This is a genomic window from Nocardia sp. CA-151230 (assembly GCF_050942175.1).
In the GTDB taxonomy this organism is placed as follows: domain Bacteria; phylum Actinomycetota; class Actinomycetes; order Mycobacteriales; family Mycobacteriaceae; genus Nocardia.
The window spans coordinates 909,544-925,138 of record NZ_CP192061.1 but is presented as its reverse complement, the minus strand read 5'-3'; the positions used below and the strand labels follow the sequence as shown (position 1 = coordinate 925,138).

Sequence of the window (15,595 nt, the reverse complement as noted above, 5' to 3'; positions counted from 1 at the left end):
CGATGGAGCGAGCGGTGCCGGAAATCTTGTCCGCCGTCGAGCGTCACCGGCTCGTCGACGAATGGGCCAATGGCGTCGAACTGTACGACGTGCCGTCGGTCTCCATGCTCATCCAGTGCGGTCGCCGCGTGCCCTCCCTGCGGACCGCCGTGCGCTGCGGCGATCACATCCTCACCTATGCCGAACTCTTCGAACGCCTCGACGGCGGCGTCACCGGGACCGCCGGGCCCACGCTCGACGATCTGGCCCGCGTGCTGTGCGATATCGTCGCGGCCGCCGAATTCGGCGCGGTGCTGGCCGAACTGGGCCCGCACGGCACCGGCATGAAGCCGGTCGCGGTGGCCGCGGCCGCCGACGATCGCCGCGCGGTTGCCGCCGATCAGCGCTCCTGCCCGATCGACCGGGCCTACGGCTCGCCGGATGTGCGGCTGCTGGCCATCCGCTGGGACACCACCGACGCCGCGGTGGAACTGCTGGCCACCTTGGCCGACGGCGCGACCCTGGTGCTGGCCACCACCGCCCAGCGCGCGGACGCGGCCGCCCTGGCCGAGCTGATCGCCCTGAGCGCCTCGACTCATGTGGTGGCCGACGCCGGGACCCTCGCGAACCTGGCCTTCCTGCCCTCCCCCGCGCTGCCGACCGTGCGGCGCTGGGATGTGTTCGGAAACGACTGCCCGGCAGCGCTTTCCGCCCTGCTGTGCGAACTCGCCCCCGGCTCCTGCGCCGGATTCGCCTACACCACTCCGGAATACGCGGGCGTCGCGGCGCGCGGACCGCTGGACGGCTCCGGCCGGGTGCGGCCGATTCCGGGCGCGCGGCTGCTGGTGCTGGACGAATCGCTGCGGTTGGTGCCGCCGGGACGCTCCGGCCGGGTGTACCTGGGTGGTTCCGCACTGGCGCTGGAATTGGACGGTGCCGCCGAGGGTTTCGTGGACGACCCCTTCGTACCCGGCGGCCGGCTGGTGCGCACCGACACCCACGGCGGGTGGACCGCCGACGGCTGGCTGCTGCTGGACATGATCGAATCCTCGTCTCCCGCAGCGCCTTCGGCCACCGAGCCCGCGCCGGGTCGGGACGACACCACCGGCTGCGCCGCGGCCTGACCACTCCGCCCGTATCCTCGGCCGACCGCGCAGCTGCTCCTGCGGCGGCCGGTACCGCCGAACTTCTTCCGCGGTACCGGCCGCCCGCCCGCTCTCCCGCGGCGGGCGGCCTTACCGCCTGGGTGATCAGGACACGGCGACTGCCAGGGCGGCCAGGCTGTGCTGCCAGAGTTCGGTCAGGCGGTTGGCTTCCGCCTCGGTGAACAGGGTTTCGCTCCAGCGCCAATTGGTGGTGAGCTGCGGGCCCTCCGGGGTCGAGCCGATGCCCGCGATCACATCCAGCGCGTAGCGCAGGGGGAGGTCGGGTTCGGGGTCCAGCGGCAGTGCCTCGTTGAGCGGGCCGGTGAGCAGGGACCAGGATCGGGGGTCGTGACCACTGAGGTCGACTCGGCCGAGGTAGTTGAACTCGACCTGGGGGTGCCGAGCGGTGGCCAGTTCGGGGACGCGGGTGGTGTAACGGAGCAGGCCGTAGTCCAGGCCCTGATTGGGGACGGCGGACAGGTGCGCGGTCACCGATTCCAGAAGGGCGCGGACCACGGCCGGATCCTGTTCCGCCCGTTCGGCATCCACCGTCTCGCCCGCGCCGAGGCGGACCGGGAACACGCTGGTGAACCAGCCGAGGGTGTTGCTGGTGTCGGTGTCGAGCAGGTCGTCGGCACGGCCGTGGCCCTCCAGGGCGAGGAGGGCGCCGTGGGCGGGATCCTGGGCGCGCTCGCGCCGCCAGCTCGCCAGGGTGATGGTCAGGGCGGTGAGCAGCAGTTCGCGCACACCCTCGTCGCGGGTGAGCGCGGCGAGCAGGCGGGCGGTGACCTCGACCGGTGTCACGGCGGTGGCGACGCGCAGGGAGGACCAGGTGTCGGTGTGCGGGTAGGGGACGCGGCGGCCGATGGCGGGGTCGGGGGCGGCGAGCTGGTCACGCCAATAGTCCTGCTGCGCACGGACTTCCGCGGACTCGGCCCGCTCCGCCATGCGGCGCGAGAACTCGCGGTACGAGGTGGATTCGGGGAGGGCGGCGCCCTCGTTCAGGGCGGCGATGAGCAGGTGCCAGGAGACCACGTCCACCGCCAGGTGGTGGAGGGTGAGCAGCAGGACATCGCCGTGCTCGGTGCCGGAGAACCAGACGGCGCGCACCATATCGCCGGTGCGCGGGTCGATCTGGTCCATGACCGTCCGGGCCGCGGCGTGGATTGCCGCGTCGGTGTCGGCGGGATCGGCTGTGTGCGTGAGGATGTCGGCCGCACGGATGGTGCCCGGCGCGGCGGTGACCAGGCGCGGGCCGTCGTCGGTGTCGACGAGGCGTGAGCGCAGGGTGTCGTAGCCGTCGAGGACGGCCTGCAGCGAAGCCTCGAGGGTATCGCGGTCGCTGCCGTCGGGCAGCCGGAGCAGGGCCGTCTGGGTGAAGCGGCGGTAATTGCCGTACTCGTACATCCACGAGACGACCGGAAGCGGCTGCACCGCTCCGTAATCCGCCACCCGCACCGCGGTGGTCGAGTCCGCGGCGTCGAGGGCGGCGGCGAGTTCGCGCAGGGTCGGCGTGGCCAGCACCATGCGCGGGGTGAGGGTGAGGCCGCGGCGGCGGGCCTTGTTGACCAGGGAGATGGCGACGATGCTGTCCACCCCGAGGGCGAAGAAGTCGTCGTCGAGGCCGGGGGTGCGGCCGTCGAAGAGTTCGGCGAGGACCTCGGCGAGCTCCTTCTCGGTGGCGGTGCTGGGCGCGGCGCCCGATCCGGTATCGGCGAGGGCCGCTTCGGCGAGCCGCGTCAGCTCGGGGCCGTCGAGTTTGCCGTTGGCGTTCACCGGCAGCCGTGGCAGGGCGAGCACGCGGGCCGGAATCATGTAGGCGGGCAGGCGGTCCGCGAGCGCGGCGCGGGTACGCGCGGGATCGACGGACTCGCCCCGCTCCCCCACGACGAAACCGACCAGGCTCGCCCCGCCGGCGCGGCGCACCACGGTGACGGCGGCGGTGTCCACGCCGGGCAGTCGCCGCAGGGCGGTCTCGATCTCGCCGATCTCGATGCGGTAGCCGCGCACCTTCACCTGCGCGTCGGCGCGGCCCAGGTAGCCGAGGCCGCCGTGGGACAGGCGGCGGACCAGATCGCCGGTGCGGTACATGCGGCGGCCGGGCCGGAAGGGGTCGGCGACGAAGCGGTCGGATGTGGTTGCGGCGCGGCCGATATAGCCACGGGCCAGCTGCGGCCCGGACAGGTACAGCTCGCCGACGACGCCGCCGGGTACCGGGCGCAGCCTGGAATCCAGGACGTAGCCGGACATTCCGGCGTTCGCGGTGCCGATGGTCGGGGTGTCGAAGTCCGCGACCGGGGCCACCACGGCCTCGACGGTGGTCTCGGTGGGTCCGTAGCAGTTGTAGACCGCGGTGCCGGACCGGCCTTCGGACGGGGCCAGCGCGCGCAGCCGCGACCACAGCGCGGCGTCGATGGCCTCACCGCCCAGCGCCAGCACGGGCAGCTCGCGATCCACCAGCCCGGCGGCGTTGAGCTGCGCGAACATCGACGGGGTGGTGTCGATCATGTCGATGTCGTGGGCGATCATGCCCGCGCACAAGCGCTGCGCGTCACGCATTTCCGTGGTATCGAACAGGTGGATGGTCTGCCCGGCGAGCAGGCCCACCATGGGCTGCCAGGACGCGTCGAAGCTCAGCGACCAGGCATGCGCGATACGCAGTGGCCGGCCCAGGCGGGCCATGGCGGGCCGGTAGACCCGGTCGCGATGGTCGGCGAAGTAGGCCATGAGCGCGGCATTGGTCCCGGCGACGCCCTTGGGTTCACCCGTCGAGCCGGAGGTGAAGATGAGGTACGCGAGCTGGTCCCGGTGGCGGACGACGCACGGGAGTTCGACCGGGGCGGCCGAGGGCTGTTCGGCGACCAGGGGATCGCCGAGGAGCAACACCGGCACCCGCTGCCCGCCGACGGCTACGACATCTGCGCCGGACTGCGGTGCACCGGCGGTTTCGAGCAGGTCGCGGGTGTTGTCGTCGGTGACAACCAACGTCGGCCGCGCCTGCCGGAGGATCGACTCGATGCGTGCGGCGGGCAGCGTGATATCCACCGGCACATAGGCTCCGCCCGCGGCGAAGGCCGCCAGCACCGCGACGATCGATCGCACGGTACGTGGAAGCATCAGCGCCACCACAGTTTCCGGGCCGACGCCCTGCGCGGCGAACTCCGCGCCGAGCCGGACGGCCGCGTCATACAGGGAGCGGTAGGTGTTCTGGGAGCCGGAGCTGTCCTGGAGTGCAACGGCTTCCGGCGTGGCGGCCATCTGCCGCTCGAACAACTCCCAGACCGAGGCGGCGTCGGCGACTGCGGTCGTGGACCCTTCCGTCATCGCGGCGGGCGAGACGGGGCTGATCGGCGCCGCGGACATCTCCTGCTCGGTCGCGGTGAGCACGCTGAGCGAATCGGGTGTGGCCGTGCCGGTTTCCGGTAGTTGCCGCAGCAGCGCCAGCAGCCGCTCGCCCAGGTCCGCGGCCGGGAAGTAGGGCAGCGCGGCGGGCATCACCTCGAGCTGGACCAGCAGCTCTTCGCCGCTCATGTGCGCGACCACCGTGAGCGGGTAGTGCGCGAGGCTTTCCATCTCGATCGGGCGGAAGCAGGCGCCGTCGGGGGCGGTGACGGTGCGGATGGCGTCGTCGATGGGGGCGTTCTCGAAGACGAACAGCGTGTCGAAGAGGGTGCCGTGCCCCGCGGCGCGCTGCACGGCCGACAGGCTCAGGAAGCCGATGTCGCGCATGGCGGCGCACTCGCGCTGCAGGCGGGCGCACTGGTCGGCGATGGAGATGCCGGAGTCCAGATGGTGGGCGACGGGCACGGTGTTGATGAACAACCCGACCATGCCCTCCACGCCCGGAAGCTGGTCGGGCCGACCGGAGATGGTGGTGCCGTATACGACGTCGCGGCGATCGGTGAGCCGCCCGAGCAGCACCGTCCAGGCGAACTGCACGGCGGTGTTGAGGGTCAGCCCGTGCGCACCGGCCCAGGTACGGACCCGGTCGGTGTCGGCGGCGGACAGCAGCAGGCGGGTCTTCTCCGGCACGGCGTTCGGGCCGGCCGGTGCGCCGTCCGCCAGCATGAGCGGACCGCTCACCCCCGCGAGGTAGTCGACCCAGCGCTGGGTGACCGCGGCGGTGTCCTGTGCGCCCAGCCACGCGATGTAGTCGCGATAGGGACGCGGTTTCGGCAGTGCCGCAACGGATCCGCCGGACCGGTAGACGGCGAGCAGTTCGGTGAAGAACACCGCCACCGCCCAACCGTCCATCAGGATGTGGTGGGCGGTGAGGATCATGCGCCGGGTGCCGGTGTCCGGCACGGTGAGCAGCAGGATGCGCAGCGCCGGGCCGCGGCTCAGGTCGAACGGCGCGTGTCGTTCGGCCGCGGCGATGGCGTCGAATTCCGCCGGCCGCGCTTGCTTTTCGGCCCAGGGCAGTTCGGCCTCTGCGGGCACGATCTGCACCGGCCGCGGCATGTTCTCGTCCCAGAAGGCGGCGCGCAGGTTGGGATGCCGGTCCAGCATGGCCTGTGCGCTGCGCCGCAGCAGCTCGGTGTCCAGCGGTCCGTCGATGTCGACCACGAACTGCATGGTGTACAGGTCGAGGCCGTCGCCGTTGAGGCGCGACAGCGAGAACAGCCCCTCCTGCAGCGGGCTCAGCGCCAGCACGTCTTCGATCTGCGGTGGCGCGGTGCGGTTTTCGGTGGTGGTCATCGGGCCTGCCAGGACGAGGTGAGGGCGGCGAGGGCGTCGGCGTCGAGGCCGGAGGCGCTCATGGGGGCGGATTCCTCCGGTCGGGTCGACTCTGCTTGCGCGGCAACTGGTTCGGCGGCGTCGACCGCGGCGGCGAGTTCGGCGATGGTGAGGTGCTCGAACACCAGCTGCGGGCTGAGCGGCAGGCCGAGCGCGGTGGCGCGGGCCGACCACTGGATGGAGATGACGCTGTCGCCGCCGAGGGCGAAGAAGTTGTCGTCGGCCTCGACCTCGCTGATGTCCAACAGCTCTTCGAGCAGTTCGATCAGCGCGCGTTCGGTGCGCGCGTGGTCGCCGGTGGCGGCGGCGCGGGTCGCCGCGGCGGGCGCGGGCGGGGCGAGCAGCCGCTCCAGCCGGTCGACGGGCAGCACCTCGAGCTCGACCACGGTGCGGTCGGGCGCGGTGGCGTACGCCTCCAGGGTGGTGGCCAGCGCGGTCGCGATGTGCTGCACGGTCTCCCGGTCGTACAGGTCGGCATTGGCGACCACGCGCACGGCCAGGCCGCCGTCACCGGTGACGTTCACGGAGACATTGAGGTCCAGGAAGGAGACGTCGAAGTCGACCGGCAGCACGGTGGCGGTGGTCGCGCCCGCCACGGCCAGGGTGGCGGGCGCCCAGTCCGCGCCGCGGAAGTGCAGCATGCTCTGGAACAGCGGGTTCCGGGAGCGCGAGCGCGGCGGATTGAGCGCCTCCACCAGGCGTTCGATCGGAAGTTCCTGGTGCGCTTGGGCATCCAGGACCACGTCGCGGCCGCGCAGCACGGTGTCGCGCAGGGTCGGGGTGCCCGACAGATCGTTGCGCAGCACGGCCATATTGGCGAAGAGACCGACGAGAGGTGCGGTCGCGTCGTCGACGCGGCAGGCCACCGGCGTGCCGAGGGTGATGTCCGTGCCGCCGCCCAGCTTGTGCAGCAGGGTCGCGACGGCGGCCTCGTACACCATGAATTCCGTTGCGCCGCAGGCTTCCGCGAGCGCGGCCAGTCCGGAGCGCAGGGCGGCGGGCGCCGCGAAGGTCGCGACCTCGCCGCGCTTGCCGAGGACCGCCGGCCGCGCCCGATCAGGGGCGACATCGATCTGATCCGGCAGACCGGCGAGGGCGACGCGCCAGAAGTCCAGCTGCGCCCGGCCGTAGTCGCCGGGCAGGCCATCCGCACCGGAGGCGAACGCATCGTGCTGCCACAGCACGTAATCCGGGTACTGCACGGCAAGCGGGGTCCACTGCGGCGCCCGCCCGCCATCGACCCGCGCACGGTAGGCGGCGACCAGGTCCTCGAGCAGGATGCCCAGCGACGCGTGGTCGGCCACGATGTGGTGGACCAGCAGCGACAGCACGTGCGTGCCCGGGTCGAGGACCAGCAGGCGGGCCCGCAGCAGCGGCTCGGATTCGACCGTGAAGGGGTAGCGGCCGATCTCGGCGAGCTCGTCCGTCAACCGGTCGGCATCGATGCCGGTGACTTCGAGCTCGACCTCCCCGGCGGCTCGCACCACCTGGTACGGAACGCCGTCCCGCTCACCGAAACCGGTGCGCAGCGCCTCGTGCCGGGCCACCACATCGGCGAGTGCGGCCCGCAGCGCGGCGATATCGATGCCGCCGTCGAACCGGACCGCGAAGGGCAGATTGCCGACCGCGCTCGGGCCCTCCATGCGGTACTGGAACCACATGGCCAGCTGCGAGTAGGACAGCGGCAGTCGGTCCGGACGCGGGCGCGCGATGACGGCCGGACGCCCGGAAACCGGTGCGGCAACAACGGTCTCGGCCGTCTCGACGTCGTCGTCCATGGCATCCAGGTCGATGCCGAACTCGTCACGGAACCGCGCGGCCAGACCGGCGGCCAGCCCGGCCGGGGTCGGGGTGTCGAACACGATCCGCACATCCAGCTCCACACCGAATTCGGCGCGGATCTGCGCGACCAGGCGCGCGGCCAGCAGCGAATGCCCACCCAGTTCGAAGAACGAATCGTCCGCGCCGGCCGTCGGAATCCCGAACAGCTGGGTGTAGATGGCACACAGGCGGCGTTCGGTGGCGGTGGCGGGCGCGCGGTGCACCCGCTCGACCGCGGGCGCCGGCGCGGGCAGCGCCCGCTTGTCCAGCTTGCCGTTGACGGTCAGCGGAATCTCGTCGATGACGGCGAAAGCGCTGGGCACCATGTACTCCGGCAGCGCGGCGGCGGCGTGGGCGCGCACCTGGTCCACCTCGATCGTCGCACCGGCCGCGGGCACCAGGTAGGCGGCGAGCTGTGCGCCCACGGCCGGATCCTCGGTCACGATCACCACGCAGCGCCCGACGCTCGGATGCGTGGTCAGCGCCGACTCCACCTCGCCGAGCTCGATGCGGAAGCCGCGCACCTTGACCTGCTCGTCGGCGCGGCCGACGAAGTCCAGTTCCCCGAACTCGTTGCGGCGGGCCAGATCTCCGGTGCGGTAGAGCCGCGCACCGGCGGTGAACGGGTCGGCGACGAAGCGGCTCGCGGTGAGCGCGGGACGGCCCAGGTAGCCGCGCGCCAATTGCGCACCGCCCAGGTAGATCTCGCCGGCCACCCCGGCGGGCACCAGCTGCAGGGCCTCGTCGAGCACGTAGGCGTGCACGTTCTGATTGGGCACGCCGATGGGCACGATACCGGTGCCCTGCGGGCCCGCCACCGGCTGATGGGTCGCGCACACCACGGCCTCGGTCGGCCCGTAATGATTGCGCAGTTCGGCGTCGAAGACGGCGGCGAACCGATCGGCCACCTCGCCCGGCAGCGCCTCGCCGCCCACCGGGACATGGCGCAGCGCACGCCACTCGCTCACCTCGGGCAGCAGCAGGAAGGTGCCGAGCATGGACGGCACCATGTGCAGCACGGTCACGCCGCGGCGGGTGATCAGGTCGGCGACGTAGCGGATGTCGCGGAAGGCATCGGGTTTCGGCACGATCAGCCGCGCGCCCAGAGCCAGGGTGACGAAGATGTCCAGCAGGGAGGCGTCGAAGCTCACCGAGGAGGACTGCAGCAGCCGGTCGTCGGCGGTCATGCCCCATTCGGCGGTGAAGCTCACCACATGCTCGGCGATGGCGGCGTGCGAGACCGGGACGCCCTTGGGCTTGCCGGTCGAGCCGGAGGTGTAGATGACGTAGGCCAGGTTCGCCGGGAGCAGCGGGCGGACGCGGTCGGTGTCGGCGGGATCGGTGTCCGGCAGCGCGGCGGCGGCATCCTCGGCGGCGTCGAGTTCGACGCGGCCCAGCACCAGCCGCGGGCCCGCGTCGGCGATCAGGTAGTCGATGCGGTCGTCCGGGTAGGCCGGGTCGATGGGCAGGTAGGCGGCGCCCGCCTTGAGCACGCCGTAGACGGCCACGATGAACTCGACCGAGTTGCTCATGCGCAGGGCGACGATGTCCTCGCTGCCGATGCCCTCGCGAATCAGCCAGTGCGCCAGGCGGTTCGCGCGGCGGTTCAGGTCGCCGTAGGTGAGTTCGAGGTCGTCGGAGACCAGTGCCAGGGTGCCGGGTCCGGCGGCGACACTGGCCTCGAACAGGTCGACCATGGTGGCCGGGTCGGCCGGCACGTCCGCGCCACGCGACTGTTCCAGGATGGCGAGGCGGTCGTCACCGCCCAGTATGTCGAGGTCGGCGAGCCGGCCGTCAGGGGTGTTCAGCGCCCGATCCAGCAGTCGCACACAGTGTTCCAGCATGCGCTGCACCATCGGCCGGGGCAGCACGTCCACCTGGTATTCGGCCTCGAGCACCGCGCCGTGCGCGCTCTCGGTCACGACCGCGACGGCCAGCGGGACCTGCGCGGTGGGAGCGCCCAGTTCGTCCAGCTGGGTCGAGGTGACGCCGTCCAGCGCGAAACCGTCGGCGCTCTTGCGGACGCTGAAGCCCAGGCGCACCAGCTGATCCATGCCGTCCCGTCCAGCGACGCGCTCCGGGTTCACCTCGCGCACCACGCGGTCGATGCCGACGGCCTGATGGGCGAAGGCGTCCAGGCAGGTGCGCTTGGTGGCCGCGACCAGGCCGGTGAAAGTCTCGGCGCGGTCGAAGGTTTCGCGCAGCAGCAGAGTGTTGCCGAAGTAGCCGATGAGCTGTTCGGCGGCCGCCGACCGGCGATTGGTGACAGGGATGGAGACCAGGAAATCATCGGCGGCGGTGTAGCGCTGGATCAGGGCGGCGTAGCCGGCGAGCAGCACCATGAACGGGCTGGCCGCCTGCTCGCGGGCGAAGACGTCCACCCGGTTCAGGAGATCGGCCGGCAGCGCGACGGTGCAGCGGTCGGCTCGCTTCGACGCCGCGACCACGGCCGAGCCGGGCAGTTCGAGGGGTTCCGGCAAGGGGCGCAGGGTGTTCCGCCAGTAGGCGATGTCCGCCTCGTCCTCGGCCGGGGCGTCCAGGACCTCGAGATCGACGAACTGCGCGGCCGGCGCCGCGGTCCGGACTCCGTTGTAGGCGGCATTGAGGTCGGTGAAGAACACGCCCCAGGCGTCGTCGTCCCAGCAGCTGTGGTGTGCGGCCAGCAGCAGCACCCACTCCGCTGTTCCGTTGCGCACCAGTGTGATTCGCAGGGGCACCTCGGTGGCGAGGTCGAAGGGGCGGCCGAATTCCCGGCGGGCCAGCACCTCCACCCGCACCGGGCGGGCGGACTCGGCCAGGTCGGTCAGATCGTGCGACTGCCACGGCAGCGTGATGTCCTCGGCGAACACCTGGAACGGCTCGCCGTCCGCGTCGGTACCGAAGGTGGTGCGCAGCACGTCGTGCCGGGCGAACACCGCCGCCACCGCGGTCCGCAGGCGCTGCTCGTCGAGTGCGCCGGTGAGCCGGTACGCCACACAGATATTCAGTGTGGTGTCCTCGGGGTCGCGCGTCTGCAGGAACCACATGCGGCGCTGCCCGGCCGACAGCGGTCGCCGCTCCCCGGCCCGGGTGCGGCGCACCGGCGCGGCGGTGGCGGCGGCCAGTCCCTGCTCGGCGAGCCTGCGCCGCAGCAGTTCCCGGCGACGGTCGGCGACGGAGGTTCCGGCCACGGTCACGGTGGCATCGGTGTCTGACATGAAATCTGGCCCCTAGCCCTAGTTGGTGTTCTCTGCCATCAGCAGCACGACATCGTCCAGCGACGCGCCGCCCAGGATCGCCGCGACCGGCAGCTCCCGATCGAGCGAGGCCTGGACCCGCTTGCGGAAGTCCAGGGCCTGCAACGAATCCAGGCCCAGTGCGACCAGCGGTGTGGAGCGATCGATGGTGTCGCCGGCGTCGATGCCCATGACCCGCTCGAGTTCGGCGAGCACCTGGTCGGCCAGTGGGCGGTCCGGGGTCGATGCCGACGGCTGGTGGTCAGCGGCAGGAGATGACGTATTGGTCTCGGTGACAGGCTGATTCACGCTCGCATCCGCAACTGCCGTATCTGCGATGCGCGGCGGCGTAATCGTCTCCGGCTCCGGCACTTCCGTCAGCACAGCAGCCTGGCCGAAGGCTCCCAAGACAGCGCGCAGGAACGGCCAGTCGGCGGAGATCACCACCGCGTCGGTCGGCTGCCCGGTGAATCCCGCGGCGATGGCGTCGGCCGGATTCATGGGGTACACCCCGGCACCCTCCACCCGCGCCATGCCCGCAGCATCGAGCGGACCCGCGACACTCCACAGGCCCCACTCCAGTGCGGAGCAATCGATCCCGCGCCTGCGCAGGCGGCGGGCGAGAATATCCAGCATCCGGTTGGTGACGGCATACAGAATCTGTCCGCGCCCACCGAGTGTCGCGGCCATGGACGAGCACAGCAGCACGCGGCCAGTCGGACGCAACGGCACCGCGTCGAGCACCGCCTCCAGGCCCAGCACCTTCGACGCCGCGGCGGTGGCGACCATCTCGGCGGTGATCTCCTCGATCCCGGCGTCCACGTAGTTGACCGCCGCATGGACGAGCAGGCTCACCGGCCGCTCCCCCAGCCCTGCCGCGAGACGCGCGACAGCGTCCGCATCGCTGACATCGCCGGCCGCGGCCACGATCTCGGTGTCACCGAGCGCGCGCAGTCGCGCCACTTCCGCGGCAGCCGAACCGGATTCGCCGGACCGGCTCACCAGCGTGATCCGCCCGGCGCCCTGCCGCGCGAAGTGCTCGGCGAACAACAGCCCGAGCTTGCCGGTGCCACCGACGATCAGCACATGATCGAGCTCAGCGGTCTCCCCCGGCACAGACTCGTCCGCGACCAACCGCTTGACGAACACCTTTCCGCCACGCAGCGCCACCTCCGGCTCACCCGCCGTGTGCAGCGCCGCGACAACCCGATTCGCTTCCCCGGCCCCGGCACCGGCCGCGATATCCAGATGCCGGAACAGCACCCCGGGCTTCTCCACCCCGACACACCGGAACCCGGACGCCACGGCCCCGTGGAACAACTGCGGCACCGCATCCTCCGGCACCACGACCTCACCCCCGACCGTCACCAGCCAGACCTCGCCGCCCGCACACACATCCGATACCGCGGATAGCCAGCTGCGGGCGGCGAAGAACTCCGTCAGCTCCGCCACCGCGTCCGCGGCGGTCGACTCGGGCAGCGCGGGCCACAGGATCACCACGCTGTCGAAGTCCGCCTGCTGTGGTGATTGCGTTCCGGTGCCGATGCCCGATCCGGACAGGACCGAGGCGGCTTCGGCGGCCAGCGCCTCGCCGAGTGCGTCGCGGCCGGCGTTCTCCGCGACGACCGCCGCCATCTCGGCCAGGTCCAGAACCGCGCCGACATCGAAACGGCCGACTGCCCGGTGGCCCAGGATTTCCGGCTCGGTGCCGCGCGAGGTGACGTGCGCCGCCACGCCTGCGGTCGTCGCCGGTTCGGCCTGACTGGTCTCGGCAGCCCGAACTGTCCCGGCGAGCGCGGCGGGCTCGAGGGCAATGGCCGTGGCGCCGTAGCAGTCTGCCGCGGCGAGCAGGGCCGACACCTGTTCCGCGCAACGGCCGGTCGGATCGACGAAGGCCAGGCGGCGGGGCGGGGTCAGGGAGCGGCGTTCCCAGGGGGTCCACTTCTCCACCAGGCGTTGGGGTTTGGGGACGGCCGGGGTCGGCGGGTGCACCGTCTCGGGGGCGTAGCCCGGGTTGGCCCACAGGCGTTTGGGGTTCATGACCGTGTGGGGGAAGTCGCGCAGCGGGAGAGCCGGGGGCGCGTCGGTGCGCAGGGCGGTCCAGTCGTAGGCGAGGTCGTGGACGGCGATGGTGGCCAGGTTGCGGGTGAATTCGCGCAGGGAGGTGGCGGTGCGCAGGGAGGTGCCGAGGACCTTGACGTCGCGGGAGCCGCGGGACGGGTCGCGCGGGACCAGGGAGAGGTTTTCCTGGAGGGCCAGTTGCAGGACGGGGTGTTCGACCACCTCGATGAGGGTGTCGATGCCGTCGGTGGCGGCGGCGACCACGGCGCGGTCGAAGCGGACACGGTTGCGCAGGTTCCAGTACCAGTACTGTTCCTGGATCAGGTCGGCGGTGATCGGGGCGCCGAGAGTCGCACCGTAGCAGGGGATGTCGGTGTCGGCGAAGGTCGGGTGGGTCAGCTCGCCGCCGAGGAAGCCTTCGAATTCGGCGCGCAGCTCCGCCACGATCGAGGTGTGCGCGGGGTAGGCGACGCCGATCTCGCGGGCGAAATGGCCGCGCTCGGTGGCGGCGGCGACCATGTCGGCGATGGTGTCGCGGTCGCCGGAGATGGCCATGATGTGCGGGGCGTTCACCACCGACAGCTCGGCCCAGCCCGAATGGCGGGCCAGCAGCGCCTCGCAGTCCTCGCGGTTCATGGCCAGCACGGCCATGGCGTAGCCGCGCGGCGAGAGACGCTCCACCAGGCGCGCGCGGTGGGTCACCACCAGCACGGCGTCGCGCACCGACATGACCCGCGAGACCGCGCCCGCGGCCAGCTCGCCCTGGCTGTGGCCGATGGTGGCGGCCGGGCGCACACCGGCGGCCTGCCACATGGCGGCCAGACCGGCCATGTGGAACATCAAGGCGGGCTGCACCTCCCACACCGTGTCCTGGTACCCGCCCGCGGTGCCGAGCAGATAGTGCAGCGGCTGATCGTGGCCGAAACGCTCGGCGTGCACGGCCGCGCACTCGTCGACGGCGGCCCGGTAGTGCGGGGACAGGTCGTAGTACAGCGCGCCCATGCCGGGACGCTGACTGCCCTGACCGGGGAACACGAAGCCGATCCGGCGCGCGGTGGCGGGACCGTCACCCAGCACCACCGCGGGATGCGAGGTCCCGTCGGCGACGGCGCGCAGGGCATCGAGCAGATCCGCACGCCCGGTGACCATGGCCAATGCCCGGTACCGGCGTGCTGTGCGGGTGCGGAACAGCATGTCCGCCAACGGATCCGGGGCGACGGCGGGCCGCTCCTCCAGGTAGGCCAGGATGCCCGCGGCCTCGGCGCGCACGCCGTCGGCGGTATCGGACGAGAGCAGGACGGGGATGCTGCCATCCGGCAGCCGGTGGCTACACATCGCTTTTCTCCAGCTCGGGCAGGCTCACGAGGGCATGGGCATTGGTGCCCGCGACACCGAACGAGGACACGGCCGCGTATCGCACGCCGTCCACGGCGGGCCAGGGTTCGAGTTCGGTGGCGAGCCGCAGAGTGGTCTCGGCCCAATCGATTTCGGCGGTCGGCCGCTCGGCGTGCAGGGTGGGCGGGATCTGCCCGTGCACTCCTGCCAGCAGCACCTTGATCAGGCCCAACACCCCGGAGGCGGCCTGCGCGTGACCGGCATTGGACTTCACCGAGCCCAGCCGCGGACCCGCGGCGGACGGAAGGCCGTAAGTGGCCGCGAGCGCCGCCAATTCGAGCGGGTCGCCCACCGGAGTGCCGGTGCCGTGCCCCTCGATGAGCCCGACCTGTCCGGCGGAGATCCCGGACACGGCCAGGGTGTCGCGGATGAGCCGCTCCTGCGCCGCCGCACTCGGGACCGCGATCGGCGCGCCCTTGCCATTGTGGTTCACGCGCGAACCCAGCAGCCGCCCGTACACCCGATGCCCGAGCGCACGCGCCCGCGACTCCCGTTCCAGTACAACGACTCCCGCGCCCTCACCCCACAGCGTGCCGGTGGCGTCGGCGGAGTAGGACCGGCAGTGGCCGTCGGCGGCCAGCGCATTGTTCTTGGAGAACTCGTAGAACGCGCCCGGCGAACCCATGACGCACACCCCGCCCGCCAGCGCCCACTCGCACTCCCCCGCCCGAATGGCGGCGGCCGCCTGATGCACGGCGGTGAGCGCGGACGCGCACGCGGTGTCGACGGTGACCGACGGCCCGATCAGGCCCAGCCCGTGCGAGATCCGCCCGGCCACCGCACCCAGCGCGGTGCCGGTGGCCCGGTACCCGCTGTACTCGTTGACCGAGGCCGCCCGCGGCCCGTACTCCATGACCGAGGCGCCCATCCAGCATCCGGCCGAATCACCGTCCACCGCACCGGGATTGATCCCGGCCTGCTCGAGTGCCCGCCAGGCCACCCGCATGCCGACCCGCTGCTGGGGATCCATGGCCACGGCCTCGCGCGGCGTGATGCCGAAGAACAGCGCATCGAAGTCGGTGGCGCCGGTGAGGAACCCGCCGGCGTCCGGCACCGCGCCCCAGCCCTCGTGCCGGTCCAGTGTCAGCAATTCCGCCAGCGGCCATTCCCGATCACGGGGAAAGGGGCCGAGCAATTCCCGCGCGGACGCCAGCGCCGCCCAGAATTCCGGCAGGGTGTCGATGCCGCCGGGCGCCTCGATACCCATGCCGACGATCACAATGGGATCGCCGGAATCCAGCG

General features: G+C 71.8%; 5 protein-coding genes. 1 reads left to right on the top strand and 4 read right to left on the bottom strand.

Features of this window, described 5'->3' with window-relative positions; genetic code table 11:
* Positions 1–14 precede the first annotated feature (14 nt).
* Entirely contained in the window at positions 15–1,103 is a 1,089-nt protein-coding gene (locus ACQP1O_RS04055) for a hypothetical protein (protein WP_433564553.1), read from the top strand.
* A 126-nt stretch (positions 1,104–1,229) separates the two neighbouring features.
* On the opposite strand, the gene ACQP1O_RS04050 is transcribed toward ACQP1O_RS04055, so the two are convergent.
* Genes ACQP1O_RS04050 through ACQP1O_RS04035 form a run of 4 tightly spaced genes read right to left on the bottom strand, consistent with a single transcriptional unit; the run spans position 1,230 to position 15,593 of the window.
* Positions 1,230–5,822, bottom strand: coding sequence for an amino acid adenylation domain-containing protein (locus tag ACQP1O_RS04050; RefSeq protein ID WP_433564552.1), 4,593 nt, complete (start codon positions 5,820–5,822; stop codon positions 1,230–1,232).
* Positions 5,819–10,879 (bottom strand): amino acid adenylation domain-containing protein, encoded by a 5,061-nt coding sequence (locus ACQP1O_RS04045; protein WP_433564551.1) that lies wholly within the window; start codon positions 10,877–10,879, stop codon positions 5,819–5,821. Before ACQP1O_RS04045 ends, ACQP1O_RS04050 begins: the two co-directional genes overlap by 4 nt.
* 18 nt (positions 10,880–10,897) lie before the next feature.
* On the bottom strand, positions 10,898–14,293 hold the full coding sequence (locus tag ACQP1O_RS04040) for an SDR family NAD(P)-dependent oxidoreductase (protein ID WP_433564550.1): 3,396 nt from the start codon (positions 14,291–14,293) through the stop codon (positions 10,898–10,900).
* Positions 14,286–15,593 (bottom strand): polyketide synthase, encoded by a 1,308-nt coding sequence (locus ACQP1O_RS04035; protein ID WP_433567575.1) that lies wholly within the window; start codon positions 15,591–15,593, stop codon positions 14,286–14,288. The genes ACQP1O_RS04040 and ACQP1O_RS04035 overlap by 8 nt, the downstream gene beginning before the upstream one ends.
* Positions 15,594–15,595 lie beyond the last annotated feature (2 nt).